This is a genomic window from Bacillus sp. FSL R5-0523 (assembly GCF_037975295.1).
Lineage (GTDB): Bacteria > Bacillota > Bacilli > Bacillales > Bacillaceae > Bacillus > Bacillus subtilis.
In genome coordinates this window covers 1,288,706-1,306,207 of record NZ_CP150251.1, presented here as the reverse complement: position 1 = coordinate 1,306,207, position 17,502 = coordinate 1,288,706, and the positions used below count along the sequence as shown (strand labels likewise).

The following is a 17,502-nucleotide window of genomic DNA, read 5'->3' as shown; positions in this document are numbered from 1 at the left end:
CTGCGATTATTTACTGTATATTGTATCATCAAACATACCGCCTCTCCCACTATATTTCCAGATTAATAAGACACAGGATTCTCAGCTTCTGTTCCTGCTGGCTTGCCAATGATTGGACGGACAAAACGAATCACAGCAAGTGAAGCGAAGACAGCCAGCCCTCCGGCAAGCAAAAATGCTCCAGAAAACGTGCCTGTTTGGTCAACAATAAATCCGGTTAGAGCCGGGCCGATAATTCCTGCCGTGTTGGCGAGGAAATGCATGAAGCCGCCAACAGAACCGACATTGTTTTGATCAACCACATCTTGAATGACAGCCCAATAGATAGCACCGGTCAAATAAAGAAAGAACACTGACAGAGCGACAAGAGTGACAGCCCCCGCAGTCGTTGCCACAAGCCCGGCAAAACCAATCAGGACAGCTGATGAAAACAAACACGTGACAAGCACAACCTTGCGCGAGAACAGCACACCTTTTCGGGCCGTTTTTTTGTACACATAGTCAGAAACAAATCCCCCCGCAGCCAGCCCGATAAAGCCTAAAATCCACGGGATGACCGTAATGACACTCATCGATTCAACACTTAATCCCCGTTCGTCGACAAGATAGCTCGGAAACCATGTTAAAAAGAAGAAGAGGATGTAGTTGTAAGCGAAAAAAGCGAACGCCGTGAACAGGACCGTTTTTTGCTTCAGGTAAAAGGTGAGCGGTATTTTTTCTCCGGGAGACGTTTCTGCTTTTATTGCCGGTGCTTCCTTGATCGTCTCTTGCGGCTTTTCTTTGACAAACTTAAACCAGAGCACTGCCCATATCAATCCAATAATCATAATGAGAACGAAGGATACCTTCCAGCTAAACGCCACTGCGATCATGCCGACTATCGGGCCGGAAATGGCTCCCCCGAGCGGCGTGCCGCTGTTGGTTACACCGATAACAGACGCCCGCTGGGTCGGCGGGAACCAGTTGTTCACCATCTTGTTGATGGTCGCCGAAAGCGGGCCTTCTCCCATTCCGAAGAGAATGCGTATAATCAGCAGACTGACAAAGCCAAAAGCAAGGGCGACTGCTCCGCTAAACAGCGACCAAACAACCATCGCGACAAACAAGGTCAGCTTTGCCCCATAGCGGTCGGATGCCACGCCCCCAAGAAAGTTAAAAATCGCATAACCAATCGAAAAACTGCTGAAAATCAAGCCCATTTGCGTTGCAGACAATGTGAGATCATCCTGAATAAAAGGAGCTGCAATGGAAAGCGCCGAGCGATCCAGGTAATTAATCACCCCTGCCAGGAACAAAAAAAGGATAACGGGAAGCTTATCTTTTGAAAACATCTCAACCTCACCCCTATGTTGGTTCAGTTTCTGTTGCATCGCTTTCGTTACACACCTGAATAAGCCATAAATCCTCCATCGACAGGAACGGTGATCCCAGTGACAAAACCGGAATAGGATTCATCCGCCAGCCAAAGAAGCGTACCGAGCAAATCCTCGGGTTTTCCGAAGCGCTTCATCGGTGTTCCCGCAATAATTTTGTGAGATCGGCTGGTGAACGTTCCGTCTTGGTTGATCAGCAGATCATGATTTTGTTTTGTCAGAAAGAAGCCTGGGGCAATCGCATTGACCCGCAGCCCGGTTTCGGCAAAATGAACAGCCATCCACATCGTAAAATTATTGATCGATGCTTTGGCGGCACTGTATGCCGGAACCTTCGTCATAGGTGAATAAGCACTCATCGAAGAAAGATTGATAATCGCCGGTGAATCGGCTTTCAGCAGCTCTTTTCCAAACACTTGCGAGGCCAGAAACGCACCGGTGAAATTGGTGGAGAATACAGTTAGAAAGCCCCTCTCATCCATATCAAAAAAGGATTGGCCTTCTCCCGCTTCTTCATATGTCTCCACATCGGTTATCGCGGCAGGATGATTGCCGCCAGCCCCGTTAATTAACAGATCAACAGCGCCAAATTGGCCAAGGATGTCTTCCTTTGCCCGCTCCAGTGACATCCTGTCCAGCACATCCGCAGCAACAGCGCACGCTGTGCCGCCAGCCGCCGTTATCTCCTTCACGACCGCTTGGCCTTTTTCAGCCGTCCGATTCAATATCGCCACCTTCATGCCATGACGGGCTAGCTCCCGTGCCATCGCAGAGCAAAGCACGCCGCTGCCGCCAGTGATGACAGCCGTTTTACCAGCCAGGTTCTCATGCAGCGGGATCATACGCCCACCTCTTTTTTTGCCATTGCTTCATAGGCGTCCCACAGCCCGTTCAAATACATGATGCCAAGTGCCCGATCGTATAAGCCATATCCCGGGCGGCATTGCTCGCCCCAAAGATGGCGCCCATGATCCGGTCTGACATATCCTTCGTAATCCTGCTTATGCAGTTCTTCCATCACGCCTTGAATGTTGATTGAACCATCCTTTGTTAAATGAGATGTTTCAATAAAATCACCATTCTCATAAATTTTCACATTGCGAATATGTGAAAATGGAGCGATGCCGGCATACGTTTTAGCGATCTCCACCATGTCGTTAGCGGGATTGGCTCCCATTGAACCTGTACAAAGGGTGATACAATTAGACGGTGAATCTGATATCGCCCGCAGTTTCTTATAGCTTGCCTCTCCTGTGATAATGCGCGGCAGTCCGAAAATCGGCCACGGCGGGTCATCCGGATGAATGGCCATTTGAACACCATAGGCCTCAGCAACAGGAAGAATTTCCTGCAAAAAGAATGATAAATTGTCCCATAGCTTTTCTTCATCGACCGTTCTGTAGGCAGCAAAAAGCTCTTTGATCCGAGCCAATTTTTCGGGCTCCCACCCCGGCAGTGTCATGTCAGATGCATCCTCCACCGTCCGAATCAGCTCTTGAGGATCAAGGCTTTCCACCTTGGCCTTTTCAAAAAACAGAGCGGTCGATCCATCTTCTAGCGGCCGGAACATGTCCGTGCGTGTCCAGTCAAAAACCGGCATAAAATTATAGCAGATCACTTTCACGCCAAATCCGGCAAGGTTGCGGATCGTTTGCTTGTAGTTTTCAATATACCGGCTACGTTCTTCGTTCCCAAGTTTAATTGCTTCGTGAACATTCACGCTTTCTACAACTTCAGCATGAAAACCATAGGATTGAATATATTCAGTCTCGGCTCCGATTTCTTCTTTTTCCCACACGTCGCCGACAGGCTTTTGATGGAGAGCCCAAACGATGCCTTTGACTCCGGGAATTTGCTTCACGTGTTCAAGTGTGACTGTATCGTTGCCTCGTCCATACCATCGGAATGTCATATTCATGCTCGCACCTCCGGATTCAGTCATTTAATCAAACGTGATGACGGCTTTTCGCACCTGATCTGGATGCTCCTTAATAAACTGAAATGCATGATGAACGTCATCAACTGAAAATGTATGGGTCACCAGCCCGTTATGCACTAACCGGCCTCCATTCAAAAGCCCTATCACTTTTGGAAACTGATTGGTCTGCAATCGCGATCCGGTTATCGTGACTTCTTTTTTTGTAATTGGCAGCTGAGAAATCTGAGCCGCTCTTTCATCAAGTCCAAGCACAACCACATGTCCCGCCGGTGACACAGCCTCAATTGAAAGTGCAAAAGTCTCCGGCAGGCAAACAGCATCAATGACCACGTTTGCTCCTTCATTCCCAGTCCATTCAAGGACCCGCTCGGCAACATGTTCTGATTGGACATTTACAACAGCATCGGCGCCGTTTTCTTTCGCAAATAACAGCCGCTCGTTGTTCAAGTCAGTCATCATGACAGCAGCGCCCGCCAGCTTTGCCATTTTCAACACACAGATCCCGATAGGCCCCGCTCCCTGGATCAGGACGGTATCACCTTTTTCCACTTGGCCTCTCCACACTGCCTGGGCGCCTATCGTATAAGGCTCGGCCATGACTGCTTCCTCCCAAGGCAAGTCCTTTGAGACCGCGTGAAGCTGCCTTTCCGGAAGCACAATATATTCCCGCATGCCTCCGTCCTCATGTACGCCAAATACAGAAAGCTTGGCGCAAACATTCGGCCGCCCTTTGCGGCAGGCATAGCACGATCCGCAATAAGAAATCGGCTCAATCACCACATGATCACCGGGTTTTAGGCTCTGTACATTCGCACCAACTACCTCCACTTGTCCCGTTACCTCGTGTCCGATAACTCTCGGGAGGGTAGCAAGCGGATTCGTTCCATGATAAATGTGCATGTCTGAACCGCAAATGCCGACTCGCTTGACTTTCACGAGCACTTCATCATCCTTTGAAAGAACTGGCTTCTTCACCTCCGCTGTCATCAGATCATACGCTTTTCGCACTTGAACCGCTTTCATTTTACTCACCTGCTTTTTAAGAATTCATACACGCTCCGGGCAATAGAAATTCCGTTTTTCTTATTTCTTTCTTCATGCAGCTGCTCGATCTCGCCGGGCACATGCACTCTTTCGAATCCAACAGCCGGCGCTGATTGCTGCAGTTCATCAATCATGGCATCCATCTGCTCTAAAAACGTATCCCAGTCAGTAAAAAAGGCTGGATTGATCGCGCAAACGTAATGCCCCAGCTTTCTTTTTTGATCAAGGCCGCTGTACATTTTGGCAATATGAGGGCCAAAGGCCGCGCCCGCCAGCAATCCTGAAAATACATCCACAACAATCGATAGTCCATAGCCTTTCGGGCCGCCGAATGTTGAAAGTGAGACGACCTTGTCAGGATCAGTTACTGCTTCTCCGTTTTCATCGACTCCCCATCCTTCAGGAATTTCTTTGCCCTCTTCACGGGCCTGCAGAATCTTCCCAAAAGCCACTTTGGATGTCGCCATATCTAGGATAAACGGTTTTTTATGCTTAGCCGGAACACCGTAAGCAATCGGATTTGTCCCTAAAAAAGGAGTCCTCCCCCCAAATGGGACAACGATACTGTCTGTATGCGTCATTGCCATTCCGATCAGCTTTTCGTCAGCCGCTTTTTGCACAAAATAGCTTAGCGCTCCGCAATGGCTGCTGTTTACGGCCGTGACCATGCCGACTCCTTTTTTCTTCGCCATGTCAATTGCATGGTCCATCGCCATGTCGCAATTCACATGACCGAAACCATCGTCTCCGTCAAGCACCCCGGTCACAGGCCCCGTTTCTTTAAAAACAGGCTGTGCCCCAGGATTGATCCCTCCCGCTAAAAGCCTGTTCACATAGTGTTCTGTGCGCAGCACGCCATGCGAATGTACATTGCGCAAATCAGCGTGCACGAGAACATCTGCTACTTTTTCAGCATCTCGTTCATTCAAACCGGCACCGGCCAGCTTTTTCCGAACGAGTTCCTTTGCTTCTTCAGATGCAATTGTTATCGTTTTCAAGTAAGAGCCTCCTTCCTTTTCAGTTTTTTGGGCACTTTCCTAGCGAAACCCCTACAAACACATTTTATTTACAAATTATTTTAAATATTCTCTATATTATATTGTCAGCTCTTTTGATGAAGATCCTGAACGATCTGAGCATGCTGCTGGTCTGTGAGTTTATAAAGAAAGCCGATAATGATCATCGCTAATGCCAAAGCAATGGCCGGATACAGAAGAAGCAGCGCTTTGATGCCAATCAGCGCCTGTGCTGTCTGGACTGCATTCGGCACATAGCCGATAATCCCTAAACCGATCCCCGAGAGAAAGCCAGACAAAGATTGAGCAAGCTTTCTTGAGAAATTGAAAAGTGAATATGTCGTTGCTTCCTTCCGTTCACCGGATTTCCATTCGCCATAGTCGATAATATCGGAGACAAGAGCCCACGTGATGCCATTTGGGATACTGATTCCGATAAAGGCGATACTGGCGAGAATTGTAAACACATACACGTTAGATGGGAGCATAAAGTTGATCAGGTCCGCGGCCACACTGATGCCGAAGCCGATCATTGCCGTTCGTTTCTTTCCAAACATCTTGACGAGCTTTGGAAGGAATACGACGCCCAAAAAGGAAGAACCAATAATGATGAAGTTCATATAAGCCATTAATTCAACATTGCCCAGGTTATATTGTGCGAAATAGACTAGCATAGCGGATTTAATGTTGTATGCGGAAATTGAAAAAATCGTCATCAGGACAAGGGTTAACAGCGGTTTATTTGTAATAAATGTTTTGACGACAGATGAGAGTGTTAATTTTTCTTTGGGTGCTTCCGATATGACAATGCGCTCTTTGCAGTTGCGGTAGCAAATATAAAACCAAAACACACCGAGCGCGGCGAACAAGCCCATGACCACCGGGTAGCCGACCTTCGGATTATCAAACTTGACGAGCAACGGCATCACGGCAACACTTGTGATAAACAAGGCGCCAAGTGATCCGATTTGGCGGAACGTCGAAATGGAGGTCCGGTCCTCAGAATTTTGAGTCATCGCTGCCCCTAATGAGCCGTACGGAATATTCACAAACGAATAACCGATGCCCCAAATCATATAGGATGCATATGCATATATCAGTTTTCCGGTCGTTGATACATTGGGAGACAGAAAAATAAGAACAGTAAGCACCGCAAGCACGATGCTGCCGATTAATAGATAAGGCCTGAATTTCCCCCGTTTGCCGATGTTTTTGCGATAATCGATTGATGAGCCGACAATTGGATCTGTTATCGCTGCAAACAGCTTACTGACTAAAAAAATGCCGCCGGCCATCGCAGCGGGGATTCCCGCTACATCAGTGAAATACTTCAATAAATAAATCTGGCCGAGATCAAACATAAAACCGTTGCCAAAATCACCAAAGCCATAGGACATTTTCTCTTTCAATGAAAGCCTTTTTTCCGTTTCGACCGACACAACCTTATTTGCCAGTTCAGTTCGCATGTTCCACCTCTGTGTCTTAAGAATTTTCGGATAGTGATCCGCTCAGCGATACTGAGCGGATCACTTTGTTACACGTTTGCTTTCTCTTCTTGAAATTGAAAGTAGTGTTTCGCATTGTCATAGCAAATCCCCTGAACGATGCTTCCCAGAAGCTCCATATCGCGTGGCACTTCGCCGTTTTCCACCCATTCTCCAATCAAATTGCAGACGATCCGCCTGAAATATTCGTGGCGCGTATACGAAAGAAAGCTTCTGGAATCGGTGAGCATGCCGATAAAACGGCTGAAAAGGCCAACATTTGATAACGCTTTCATTTGGTCGAGCATCCCGTCTTTAGTATCGTTAAACCACCAGGCTGTGCCGAATTGTATTTTTCCCGGGGTAATACCGTCCTGAAAACTGTTGATCATGCTGGCGATGACATAGTTATCATTTGGATTCAATGAATATAAAATCGTTTTCGGCAGCTGGTTCTTCATCTCAACTGAGTTCAGCAGCTTGTATAAAGGCTTAGCAATTTCTTCATCGTTCATTGAATCATAGCCTGTATCAGGTCCGAGCCTTTTCATCATTTTTGTATTCGTGTTTCTTAAAGCGTTGATATGAAACTGCATCGCCCAATCGAGCTCCGCATACAAACCGCAAAGAAACTGAAGCGTATGTGTCTTAAATTTCTTCTCATCTTCATAAGAAACCTCTGTTCCTTGTAATCTGTCAGAAAAAATCCGTCCAGCTTCTTCTTTTGTTGTTTCGGCAAATACCATTGAATCTATCGCGTGATCAGAAACTCTGCCGCCGGCTGAGTGGAAGAATCGCACTCGTTTTTCCAACGCCTTTAAAAACTCATCATAGGTTGTAATGGATATGGCGGCGGCATCTTCAAGCGCCTGCACCCACTCAGTAAAGCCATCACGATTGATCTCAAGTCCTTTATCCGGCCGAAATCCAGGCAGCACGCTGACAGGAAAGTCTTTGTCTTCTCTTAATAATAGATGGTATTCAAGAGAATCGACAGGGTCATCCGTGGTGCACACAACCTTTACATTTGATTTCACGATTAAATCCCTTGCCCCGAAGCCTTCCCCTTTGAGCAGTTCATTTGTTCGTTTCCATATAGCCGGCCCGGACTTCTCGTTTAAAATTTCATAAATGCCAAAAAAACGCTGCAATTCTAAGTGAGTCCAGTTGTAGAGCGGATTGCCGATCGCCATCGGCACGGTTTTCGCCCAAGCCATAAATTTCTCCTCATCAGGCGCATCTCCGGTGATGTATGTCTCCTCAATTCCATTGGCTCTCATGATGCGCCATTTATAATGGTCACCATACAGCCAGGCTTCCGTGATGTTTTGAAATGTCTTATTTTCATAGATTTCTTTCGGACTTAAGTGGCAGTGGTAATCAATAATTGGCATGTCTTTCGCATAATTATGATAGAGGCTGACAGCGGTTTTATTTTTCAATAAAAAGTTTTCGCCCATGAAGGGTTCCATGTCCTCACCGTCTTTCATTCTATTTCAAAATGTTAACGTTAACATTTTGATTTGTTTTTATTTTACCTTTATATTCCTCTGGGATCAATCTCTTTTTTGAAAATGAAATGTTAACGCTGTCATAAACATAAAAAAGACATTGCCAGAAAGCACTCAGAAAGGAATGCTTTTGGCAATGCCAGATTCATTAAAAGGATTAGTAAGCCAGGCTGAAAAGTCCTTTAATATGTGTCAAATATCGTACATTACTTGCTTCTTTCATCAAGGAAGCAGGAAGACCTTTAAGCGGTGTAGAATTAGCACCAATGATGGCAACCGCGTCTTTGCGTCCAAGGCTTGCAAGTGTACCAGAGTTTACTGGCTTGAATGTTTCAAGCGTTTTGCCTTCCAGGTAAGCGAATAGGTTGTAACCGATCAGCTCACCCATTTGCCATGCGATTTGTGCAGTTGGCGGGTATGGACGGCCGTCTGGACCGAAGTAAACTGCGCTGTCTCCAGCAACGAATACATCTTCATGAGATGTAGATTGCAGGAAGTCATTTACAGTCGCGCGTCCGCGGTTCACTTCTAGACCTGATTCACCGACTAATGGGTTACCTTGTACGCCGCCAGTCCAAACAAATGTGTTGGCAACAACTTTAGATCCGTCTTTCAGATCAATTACGTTTCCTTCTACATTTGTAACAGGAAGACCTGTTAAGAACTCAACGCCGCGTTTTTCAAGGCTTGCAGTCGCACGCTCGATAAGATCATCCGGAAGAACAGGAAGGATCTTCGGACCTGCTTCAACAAGTTTTAATTTGATTTCTTTATGGTCTACGCCGTATTTTTTCGCAAGGTTCGGCATGATGTCAGCAAGCTCACCAACAAGCTCAACACCTGTTAAGCCGCCGCCGCCGATAAGGATTGTTGCATCTGCTTCGTTTTTCGTTTTAGAGTACTCGCGCACACGATCTTCAACATGCTGGAAGACTTTGTTCGCATCAGCAGCAGATTTCAATACCATGCTGTTTTCTTCAAGACCTGGGATGCCGAAGTAAGCCGTTACAGAACCAAGACCTACAACAAGCGCATCGTAAGTTAATGTAGAACCGTCAGCAAGCGCAACTTCTTTTTTATCAACAGAGAAAGAGCTTACTTCCGCAATTTTAAGATCAATGTCTTTGCCTTTGAAAAGTTTTTCTAATGGCATTGCAACCGCTTTTTCAGACACGTTGCCTGCAGCAAGGCGGTGTAATTCCGTAATGATTTGGTGAGTAGGGTATTTGTTTACCACTGTCACGCGTGCTTGTTCTTTTGTGTAATGTTTGCGAACTGTTAGAGCAGAAAGAACTCCGCCATAACCAGCGCCTAGAATGACAATATGTTTTGACATCGTATATCCTCCGTCCTTTATATCAATTTGAATCTGAGATTATTTTTGGTTTTCGCGTTCGTTCATGACTTCAAGGTAGCTGTTAGCAAAACGGAACAGCTTTTGAGCTTGAGGATCTTTCAGCATACGCAATAGGCCGAAAAGACCAATTGTTTCGTTGCTTGCTTCCGCGCGGTCTTTTGCTTCGATCGCAGTCGCAGCTACTTCTTTCGCTGTTTCTTTTACAGGCTCAAGAATTTCAGTGATCGCACCGACTGTGTCGCTCTTTAACACTTCGTCAGTCGCTACAGACTGAGCGAAATCATAAGACTTCGTTAAAATATTCACTAACTCAGTCAGCTTCGGAAGCTGGTCAACTAAAACAGTCAATGATTCTTGAACTTCTGGCTTTAATAGCTGATCAATAAGATCTTGCTGGCTTTGGCTGACAGACGCATTTGTTTGATCGATTGTTTCTGGCATATCCAATTCTCCTTTACTATAAGCAGTTTGCTGATTTTTTTGGAAAGGGTAGTGCCTCTCCCTGTCTCACGCTTTTAAGGCATAAGAATAAGGATTGTGAATTCGTGCACAATCATTTACAAAAATAAATGTTTACTACCCAGTTTTTCATCTTGCCATATTCAGTATTATTTTTATCTAAAAATAAACAATTGAATAAGTCAAAATCCTTTACTCTCTCTGAAAATAGCAAACACAAAAAACTCCAATTCGATTACCTTCTATATGATAACACTTTTTGAACAAAATTTGAACGTGAATTGCTTCGATTATGAAATTAATTTATATGGAGCTCATGTCATATCGTTTCTGCGGCACTAGTTATTGACAATCCAGCAATTTCTCCCCTTCACTTTACCCATATTTCCAATAGAGGCTCTCTTTTTCCTGTGATCGGATCATTCGTCGGCAACGCCGCCTGCTTAATCTGTTTGAGCGCTTCCTCCCGCTCATTGGGCTTCCCCGTCTTCATATCATACTGAACGCCACCGGGATAGGCGCCAAGGACAGTAAAATCGGGACTTGAGCTGAGCTTTTTATGTCCGACTCCGGCTGGAATCACGACTGCGTCGCCTGATTTGAAAGGGATGGCAGCCCCTTTTTCTCCCCCAAACTGAATCACAGCCTCTCCCCTAAGGGCAATCAGGACTTCATGCGTATTGCTGTGATAATGATGGTATGGAAAAACACTCCCTGACCAGCTGTTTGACCAGCCATGCCGGATGACGATCCGCTCTGCCAGTCCGGTGTCCTTAAGCGCGTTTTGATACACCACGAGCGGAAAATCAGGGTGATTCGGAATCCTGCCGTCATCCGGAAAGAGGTATGTCTGTGTCTCTTTTTCCATCAATTTCACCTCCCTTTTTTGTCTTCCACACATAGCGGTTCGCAAAACATGATGTTTTTCTCATGATTCCATTGATCTGCATGATACCGAATAGTATAGTATAAAAAAATAATGCCAGAATGAGGGATATCATGAAAGCTATCGTTATCGGAATATTGGCTTCACTCTTTTTCGCCGTTACCTTTATATTAAACAGAGCGATGGAGTTATCAGGAGGCAGCTGGCTTTGGAGCTCTTCGCTGCGCTTTATTTTTATGGTGCCGTTTTTATGTTTGATTGTCATCATGAGAGGGACATTCACGCCTCTCTTACTAGAGATGAGGAAAAAGCCGTTTTATTGGATCAAATGGAGCTTCGTCGGCTTCGTGCTTTTTTACGCGCCGATTACATTTGCGGCTGCATACGGTCCGGGGTGGCTCATAGCCGGAACCTGGCAAATTACAATTGTAGCCGGGGTGCTCTTATCTCCTTTGTTTTATGTCAAACAAGATATGCCGGGCGGTCCGCAGCTCGTTCGCCAAAAGATTCCCCTGGTTTCACTTGGCACTTCCATGATCATCCTGATTGGAGCGGCTCTGATCCAGCTTCAGCATGCAGAATCGCTTTCTGGGAGGATGCTGCTTTTCAGTGTGCTGCCGGTTGTCATTGCGGCTTTTGCCTATCCGTTAGGAAACAGGAGAATGCTCGAAGAATACGGAGGCCGGCTTGATACATTTCAGCGCGTGCTTGGAATGACATTGGCAAGCCTCCCATTCTGGCTTATATTAGCAGCTTACGGCTGGTGGTCAGATGGCCTTCCAACAGCAAGCCAAACCGTTCAATCCTTTATCGTTGCCGTCAGCTCAGGCATCATTGCGACGGTTTTATTTTTCTGGGCCACTGATATGGTAAGAGACAATCCGCAAAAACTCGCAGCTGTTGAAGCCACTCAATCTGGTGAAGTGATTTTCGCGCTGCTTGGTGAAATTGTTCTGCTGTCAGGCGTTTTTCCATCTCTTTTATCATTTGCCGGTTTATTCATTATAATAGCAGGGATGATGTTACATACCTTCGCTTCACAGCCGAGAAAACCGAAAAAGAAAGCACAGTCAAATCTGACTGCGTAGCATCTGCAGGAGAATGGGTGAAAGCCTGTTCTCCTTTATTTGTGCTACCAAAAGGAATCTGTTTCACGTTATAGTTAAATATAATGTCAGCCTACTTATATTGAAAGGTGATTATTGTAATGGAAGCAAACGATCAAACACAAAACATACCAGCCATCTCCTTCAGATCAGTCCGAAAAAGCTATAAACAAGATGGACAAACCTATGATGTGCTGCAGGATGTCACCGGAGACATTCAACAGGGCGCAATCGTAGCCGTTTTAGGTCCTTCCGGCACAGGCAAAAGCACCCTCCTTTCTATGTGTAATTTAATGAGAACGCCTGACAGCGGCGAAGTCAACATATACGGAAAGGAAGTCAGAGAATGGAATGTCAATGAGCTGAGGCGAACGGCAGCCCTCGCGTTTCAATCGGCTCCCGTGCTCGACGGGACAGTGCGTGACAATTTAAGTCTTGTACAAAGGCTGCATCAATCCCAGCTGTACTCTCCTGAAAAGCTGGCTTCTCTTGCAGGGCTGCCGCCAGAGTTGTTAGACAGAAGCGCCAGAGACTTATCGGGCGGGCAGCGGCAAAGACTGTCACTGGCCAGAACGCTCTCAAATCCTTCCTCCATTCTATTGTTGGACGAAATTACATCGGCCTTGGACCCGGTTTCTGCTCTTGAGATTGAAGAACTGATCAAACGTCAGCATCAAGAGAAAAAATGGACAGTCATGTGGGTCACTCATAATATGGAGCAGGCAAAACGAGTAGCCGATACCATTTGGTTTATGGCAGATGGCCGGCTGCTTGAAATCGCTGAAACCGAAACATTTTTCTCCGCTCCGCAGCATGAAGCAGCAAAAGAATTTTTGAAGGGAGGCACTCGGTAATGGATTACCTTTCTCTCTCTTTAACGATGATCTTTGTTTTGATCGCCTTGTTTTTATCAAAATCCTTTAAAGCAGGTGTAGAAAAAGACATGATCATCGCCACCATCCGGGCCGCAGTGCAGCTGCTTATCATCGGTTATGTTTTGTCGCTGATTTTTCGCGGAGACCACCCTGTTTTTATCCTGCTGATGGTGCTGTTAATGCTCGCGGTGGCGGCGCAAAATGTCATCAAGCGAAAGAAAAATACTATCGGTTCGTTTTGGAGGGTGTTTGCCGCGTTAGCAATCGTAGAAATTGTGACGCAGGGAATTCTGCTGTCTCTTCATATCATTCCGCTTACGGCACGATATGTCATTCCGATCAGCGGGATGGTCATCGGAAATTCGATGGTGCTCTCAAGTTTGTTTCTAAACCGGCTTAACTCAGAAGTCGGCGTTCGCAAAGAAGAAATTCAATTAATATTGTCACTTGGCGGCACACCGAAGCAATCCATACAGCGCATTCTTACTTCAGCGATGAAAATGAGTATGATCCCGACGCTCGAAAGCCAGAAAACACTGGGTCTTGTCCAGCTTCCCGGCATGATGACTGGCCAGATTCTAGCCGGCGCGGACCCGATTCAGGCAGTACGCTTTCAACTCTTAATCGTGTTTACAACGATGGCCTCAGCCGCGCTGACTTGTGTAATCTTAAGCGTCCTGACATACCCATCATTATTCACCGTTCATCAGCAGCTGAAGCAGAATGAATGACAGACAAAAGCCGCTTTCCGAGGGAAAAGCGGCTTTTTGTACTTGTTATTCCTTTTCTTCATAATACTTGGCCAGCTCAACAATCATCGCACCCATCCGCTCAATCTCTGGCGCAAGCAGTCTCGTAATGCCCTCTTCCCGCAGTGCTTCAGCAGTCACTTTTCCGACAGCAGCTGCGATGGCGCGTTCTTCGAATACCTTCTTCACTTCATTGATATAACCTCGCCCCTTAGCAAAATCAAACAGGGAACGAACCTGAATGGCCGTTGTAAAACAAACGGCATCGACCTCACCGTTCATCAGCTCTCGGCATAACCGCTCCACCGTTTCCTCCTCCGGCGGGATGTGCTGATAAGGCAGAATCGGCAGGACAGACGCGCCTTTTTCTTCAAGAAATGCGATGAGAGCTGGCGCTTTTTCGCCATGAAGCTGCACCATGACTGTTTTTCCTGAAAAGTCGTGAGGCTCCAAAGAACGGATTAAGCCTCTTGTTGTCCCGTCTTCATCCGAAGCTTCCGGTGTGATCCCAAGCTTTTTCAACGCAGACAGCGTTTTGTATCCCCGGCATGCCGCTTTCGCTTGGCGAATGGCCTGCAGAAACTCATCTTTCAGTCCAATTTTCTCTGCCATATCGACAAGAGTCTCCAACCCGATGCCTGTCGTGAAAATGACCCAGTCAGCTTTTTCTTCCGCAAACGTCCGCAAATCCGGCTCCACCTGCTTCTCTGCTAAGTAAACCGTGCCTTGGAGAGGCCGGATGACAGGTATTCCGCCCTGTTTTTCAATGATTGTACTAATTTCTTCCGTTTTTCGTGAGCCACCGATTGCCACGCGTTTTCCAAGTAACCCTTTTCCCATACCCGTTTCCTCTCCTCTTTGCATAGGCTTTTTATGTATATAAGCTTAATAAAGCTATTTTGGCGCAAACCAAGGGAGAAATCAAGATAAACCCAAACCTCTAAAATCCATTGAATACGCCGGAAGCTTGCTGTAAGATAAACAGCAGACACGTCTTGTAACGGAGGATCGACATGGAAACAAAAAAAGAAGAATATGAAACAAAAGGCTACGATACATCGATTGTTTACGAATTCAATGAATATCCGGACGCCCGCAGCGGGCGCTGCGACAACTGTGATTACACACTGTTCAAAAGCTCTGTAAAAGGCGGAAAATTTCTTAGAGAATGCCGGAGATGCGGGATGAAAAAAAATATTTAAACAGAAAACCGAAATCAAATTGATTTCGGTTTTTATGTTTTTACTGCGGGACAGCGGATTTTTTCATAAACGCTTCAATCTCAGCTGCCGCACGCTCCGCTCCGCCAGCTTCTTTTACATCCTTTTGCATATTCTTGACGCGGCTGAGCAGCTCTTGATCACTGGATACAGCCTGAACCGCTTCCTGCAGGCTGGAAACAGTCACTTCCTCTTTCGGCAAATAAACGCCAAGGCCTAATTCATCAACCCGATTTGCAGTGAGCTCTTGCTCGTACATTTGCGGAATGACGACAAGTGGCACACCTGCGTTCATCGCTTCCATCGTACTGTTCATCCCGCCATGAGAGATGAACAAATCAGCTTTCTCTAACACCTCAAGCTGTGGCACACTTTGGCGAATGGTAAAGTTAGCAGGAATATCCTCCAAGCTTTCTGGATCAATCGTTTTCCCAACCGACATGATCACTTGCCATGAAGAATCCCGAAATGCCTTGATGCACATCTTGTAAAATTCCGGCCATGCGTTAAACGCCGTACCCAAAGAAATCAGCATAAGCGGGCGATCATCCTTGTCAATCAACAGGCTTTCTTTTTCCTTCCGTTCTCTGAGAGAGGGGCCGACAAAACAGAAACGGTCATCGAACGTCTCATGCTGAATCTGAAAAGACTTCGGCATAAAGACAATATTTAATGCTTCCGGCACAGCTAACTGTTCAAATGAAACAGCCGGCAACTTCTCTTGCTCCAAGTAGGCTTTAAATTCAGCTTCTGCTTCTCTTATTTTTTTCAGCATGTCTTCATTTCCTAACTGAAAGGATTCATTTTGGGCATATGACGAACAGAGCTTAATGACCGGAACATTAAGCTTTTCAGCAAATAATTTACCAGCCAGCGCAACAAAGTCATAGATGATCAGATCAGGCTGATCATCCTTATATAACTCCTCAAGCTGTGGCAGAATGCTGAGTGATTCTTTCAAAAGGCTGAGGGGCGCGTCATTCTTTTCCATCATCTCCCTGATTTGCTTAGGATCAATATTCAAGGATGTATGATAGAGCAATGCTTCTCCACCGGCTTGCTGAACAGCGGGTGCAAACTCCTCAGTCGTCGCGTACGTGACACGATGCCCTTTCTCACAAAGCTTCTCTACTAAAGCAAGCGTAGGATTGACATGTCCGTACGCCGGGATATTGATCATCGAAATATGGTACTTTTTCATGAATCTCCAGTCTCCTTATCTATTACATTTTCACACGGAAGCTCTTTAATCCGTATATCACACTGTTTTCAATCGGAGTGATACTGACGCACTCCATATGAGGAAAAGCAGAAATCAAAGACGTTAACGCGATATTTGCTTCAAGACGGGCAAGCGGAGCCCCAAGGCAAAAATGGATGCCATGGCCAAACGCAATATGCGGGTTGGGATGGCGGCGGATATCAAACATGTGCGGTCTGTCAAACTTTGCTTCATCACGATTTGCCGATGCCACAAACGCCAAAACCATATCACCTTCTTTCATCAGGTGCTCCCCGATCTCCGTATCCCGCTTGGCAATGCGCCTCAAAACCGGGGCTGGCGCTCTGAAACGTAGGGCTTCCTCCACTGCCTGAGGCATCAGTTCAGGATGGCTGCGCAGTTCCTCGTAAACGCCTGGCGTTTCTAATATGCTGTATATCGCATTTGAAATCAGGTTTGTAGTGGTTTCATTTCCGGCCACCAGCAGCAGCGTGCAAAACGGAATCAGCTCTTCACCGGACAGCTTCTTGCCGGTTTCTTCCGCTTCCACTAAAATAGAAATAATATCCTGTGCCGGTTTGTTTCGCTTTTCTTCTATGATGCCGGCAAAAAACGCAGCCAGTTCTTCCTCACACTTATCTCGTTCTTCCAAAAAGGCTTTTTCAGCTTCTTCACTTTTATCCTTCGGTGTACTGACCAGAAGATCAGACCATGCTTTAAACTGATCCATATGCGCTGAAGGCACTCCCAGCAGCTCAGATATCACAATAACCGGAAGCGGGTATGAAAAATCGTGCACAAGGTCAAACTCACTGCGCCCCTGAAATTTTTGAATCAGTTCATCTGTGATTTCTTGAATTCTCGGTTCCCATTGCTTCATCACACGCGGAGTGAAGGCTTTATTCACGACTGAACGGATTTTTGTATGTTTCGGCGGGTCCATGTTAATGATGGAATTTCCAATAGAGCTTGTCTGCTGCGGCATGTAACTGGAAAACAGCTCTTTATCCCCAACAACTTTTTTGACATCATCATAAAGAAAAACGCTCCACACTTGATTTTCTTCATCAAAGGAAACAGGCGCATCCTTTCTCATCGATTCGTACCATGGAAACGGATGATACGCATCCTGTTTGTTTTTCCCATTGAGCAGCGCTCGCTGCAAGGCTTGCCGGCGGTTTAACACATTCATGTACGGTCACTCCCCTTGAAAGAATCAGCAATTAATGTTCCACTTCACCTCCCGCTTTCGAAAAAGAGA

17 protein-coding genes are annotated in these 17,502 nt (G+C 46.2%); 4 read left to right on the top strand and 13 right to left on the bottom strand.

From position 1 onward, the window contains the following. Positions 1 to 62: 62 nt before the first annotated feature. The 10 genes from NYE53_RS06745 to NYE53_RS06700 form a co-directional block, all read right to left on the bottom strand. Entirely contained in the window at positions 63 to 1,331 is a 1,269-nt protein-coding gene (locus NYE53_RS06745; RefSeq protein ID WP_003245531.1) for an MFS transporter, read from the bottom strand. A gap of 47 nt (positions 1,332 to 1,378) precedes the next feature. Then, a complete protein-coding gene (locus NYE53_RS06740; RefSeq protein ID WP_038828735.1) occupies positions 1,379 to 2,215 on the bottom strand; it encodes an SDR family oxidoreductase in 837 nt (278 codons plus the stop codon). Continuing rightward, a complete protein-coding gene (uxuA, locus tag NYE53_RS06735) occupies positions 2,212 to 3,291 on the bottom strand; it encodes a mannonate dehydratase (protein WP_339247879.1) in 1,080 nt (359 codons plus the stop codon). The genes NYE53_RS06740 and uxuA overlap by 4 nt, the downstream gene beginning before the upstream one ends. Positions 3,292 to 3,315: 24 nt before the next feature. Then, positions 3,316 to 4,335 carry a zinc-binding alcohol dehydrogenase family protein gene (locus NYE53_RS06730; RefSeq protein WP_339247877.1) on the bottom strand — a complete coding sequence of 340 codons (1,020 nt, stop codon included), beginning with the start codon at positions 4,333 to 4,335 and terminating at the stop codon, positions 3,316 to 3,318. Positions 4,336 to 4,340: 5 nt separating this feature from the next. Further along, entirely contained in the window at positions 4,341 to 5,354 is a 1,014-nt protein-coding gene (gene allD / locus NYE53_RS06725) for an ureidoglycolate dehydrogenase (RefSeq protein ID WP_327829614.1), read from the bottom strand. Between the two features lie 104 nt (positions 5,355 to 5,458). Continuing rightward, entirely contained in the window at positions 5,459 to 6,838 is a 1,380-nt protein-coding gene (locus NYE53_RS06720; RefSeq protein WP_123373419.1) for an MFS transporter, read from the bottom strand. A gap of 68 nt (positions 6,839 to 6,906) precedes the next feature. Next, complete coding sequence (gene uxaC / locus NYE53_RS06715) at positions 6,907 to 8,328, bottom strand: glucuronate isomerase (protein ID WP_339247875.1); 1,422 nt, start codon at positions 8,326 to 8,328, stop codon at positions 6,907 to 6,909. Positions 8,329 to 8,524: 196 nt separating this feature from the next. Then, positions 8,525 to 9,703 (bottom strand): FAD-dependent oxidoreductase, encoded by a 1,179-nt coding sequence (locus NYE53_RS06710; protein WP_003232765.1) that lies wholly within the window; start codon positions 9,701 to 9,703, stop codon positions 8,525 to 8,527. Positions 9,704 to 9,742: 39 nt separating this feature from the next. After that, a complete protein-coding gene (locus NYE53_RS06705; RefSeq protein ID WP_003220510.1) occupies positions 9,743 to 10,165 on the bottom strand; it encodes a DUF1641 domain-containing protein in 423 nt (140 codons plus the stop codon). Positions 10,166 to 10,553: 388 nt separating this feature from the next. Next, entirely contained in the window at positions 10,554 to 11,051 is a 498-nt protein-coding gene (locus NYE53_RS06700; RefSeq protein WP_339247872.1) for a cupin domain-containing protein, read from the bottom strand. Positions 11,052 to 11,182: 131 nt separating this feature from the next. On the opposite strand from NYE53_RS06700, the gene NYE53_RS06695 reads away from it, so the two are divergent. The 3 genes from NYE53_RS06695 (at position 11,183) to fetB (ending at position 13,781) form a co-directional block, all read left to right on the top strand. Then, complete coding sequence (locus NYE53_RS06695) at positions 11,183 to 12,157, top strand: multidrug resistance efflux transporter family protein (RefSeq protein ID WP_020425117.1); 975 nt, start codon at positions 11,183 to 11,185, stop codon at positions 12,155 to 12,157. A 119-nt stretch (positions 12,158 to 12,276) separates the two neighbouring features. After that, positions 12,277 to 13,029, top strand: coding sequence for an ATP-binding cassette domain-containing protein (locus NYE53_RS06690; protein WP_339247870.1), 753 nt, complete (start codon positions 12,277 to 12,279; stop codon positions 13,027 to 13,029). Continuing rightward, entirely contained in the window at positions 13,029 to 13,781 is a 753-nt protein-coding gene (gene fetB / locus NYE53_RS06685) for an iron export ABC transporter permease subunit FetB (RefSeq protein ID WP_003232776.1), read from the top strand. The genes NYE53_RS06690 and fetB overlap by 1 nt, the downstream gene beginning before the upstream one ends. Before the next feature lie 45 nt (positions 13,782 to 13,826). On the opposite strand, the gene NYE53_RS06680 is transcribed toward fetB, so the two are convergent. After that, positions 13,827 to 14,639 carry a uroporphyrinogen-III synthase gene (locus tag NYE53_RS06680; protein ID WP_339247869.1) on the bottom strand — a complete coding sequence of 271 codons (813 nt, stop codon included), beginning with the start codon at positions 14,637 to 14,639 and terminating at the stop codon, positions 13,827 to 13,829. A 173-nt stretch (positions 14,640 to 14,812) separates the two neighbouring features. Here NYE53_RS06680 and NYE53_RS06675 point away from each other — a divergent pair, with 173 nt between their 5' ends. Continuing rightward, the gene (locus NYE53_RS06675; RefSeq protein WP_003232781.1) at positions 14,813 to 15,001 is read left to right on the top strand and encodes a hypothetical protein; all 189 of its coding nucleotides are present in this window, start codon (positions 14,813 to 14,815) and stop codon (positions 14,999 to 15,001) included. 40 nt (positions 15,002 to 15,041) lie between these two features. Here the strand turns inward: NYE53_RS06675 and NYE53_RS06670 are convergent, their stop codons facing one another. Next, entirely contained in the window at positions 15,042 to 16,220 is a 1,179-nt protein-coding gene (locus NYE53_RS06670; RefSeq protein ID WP_336156320.1) for a glycosyltransferase, read from the bottom strand. A gap of 22 nt (positions 16,221 to 16,242) precedes the next feature. Beyond that, positions 16,243 to 17,433 (bottom strand): monooxygenase YjiB, encoded by a 1,191-nt coding sequence (yjiB, locus tag NYE53_RS06665; protein WP_339247867.1) that lies wholly within the window; start codon positions 17,431 to 17,433, stop codon positions 16,243 to 16,245. Positions 17,434 to 17,502: the final 69 nt, after the last annotated feature.

What these genes read in the sequence shown, in the direction of transcription:
- NYE53_RS06745 (WP_003245531.1), bottom strand. Translation starts at nt 1,331, where the DNA reads ATGTTTTCAAAAGATAAGCTTCCCGTTATCCTTTTTTTGTTCCTGGCA.
- NYE53_RS06740 (WP_038828735.1), bottom strand. Translation starts at nt 2,215, where the DNA reads ATGATCCCGCTGCATGAGAACCTGGCTGGTAAAACGGCTGTCATCACT.
- uxuA (WP_339247879.1), bottom strand. Translation starts at nt 3,291, where the DNA reads ATGAATATGACATTCCGATGGTATGGACGAGGCAACGATACAGTCACA.
- NYE53_RS06730 (WP_339247877.1), bottom strand. Translation starts at nt 4,335, where the DNA reads ATGAAAGCGGTTCAAGTGCGAAAAGCGTATGATCTGATGACAGCGGAG.
- NYE53_RS06720 (WP_123373419.1), bottom strand. Translation starts at nt 6,838, where the DNA reads ATGCGAACTGAACTGGCAAATAAGGTTGTGTCGGTCGAAACGGAAAAA.
- uxaC (WP_339247875.1), bottom strand. Translation starts at nt 8,328, where the DNA reads ATGGAACCCTTCATGGGCGAAAACTTTTTATTGAAAAATAAAACCGCT.
- NYE53_RS06710 (WP_003232765.1), bottom strand. Translation starts at nt 9,703, where the DNA reads ATGTCAAAACATATTGTCATTCTAGGCGCTGGTTATGGCGGAGTTCTT.
- NYE53_RS06705 (WP_003220510.1), bottom strand. Translation starts at nt 10,165, where the DNA reads ATGCCAGAAACAATCGATCAAACAAATGCGTCTGTCAGCCAAAGCCAG.
- NYE53_RS06700 (WP_339247872.1), bottom strand. Translation starts at nt 11,051, where the DNA reads ATGGAAAAAGAGACACAGACATACCTCTTTCCGGATGACGGCAGGATT.
- NYE53_RS06695 (WP_020425117.1), top strand. Translation starts at nt 11,183, where the DNA reads ATGAAAGCTATCGTTATCGGAATATTGGCTTCACTCTTTTTCGCCGTT.
- NYE53_RS06690 (WP_339247870.1), top strand. Translation starts at nt 12,277, where the DNA reads ATGGAAGCAAACGATCAAACACAAAACATACCAGCCATCTCCTTCAGA.
- fetB (WP_003232776.1), top strand. Translation starts at nt 13,029, where the DNA reads ATGGATTACCTTTCTCTCTCTTTAACGATGATCTTTGTTTTGATCGCC.
- NYE53_RS06680 (WP_339247869.1), bottom strand. Translation starts at nt 14,639, where the DNA reads ATGGGAAAAGGGTTACTTGGAAAACGCGTGGCAATCGGTGGCTCACGA.
- NYE53_RS06675 (WP_003232781.1), top strand. Translation starts at nt 14,813, where the DNA reads ATGGAAACAAAAAAAGAAGAATATGAAACAAAAGGCTACGATACATCG.
- NYE53_RS06670 (WP_336156320.1), bottom strand. Translation starts at nt 16,220, where the DNA reads ATGAAAAAGTACCATATTTCGATGATCAATATCCCGGCGTACGGACAT.
- yjiB (WP_339247867.1), bottom strand. Translation starts at nt 17,433, where the DNA reads ATGAATGTGTTAAACCGCCGGCAAGCCTTGCAGCGAGCGCTGCTCAAT.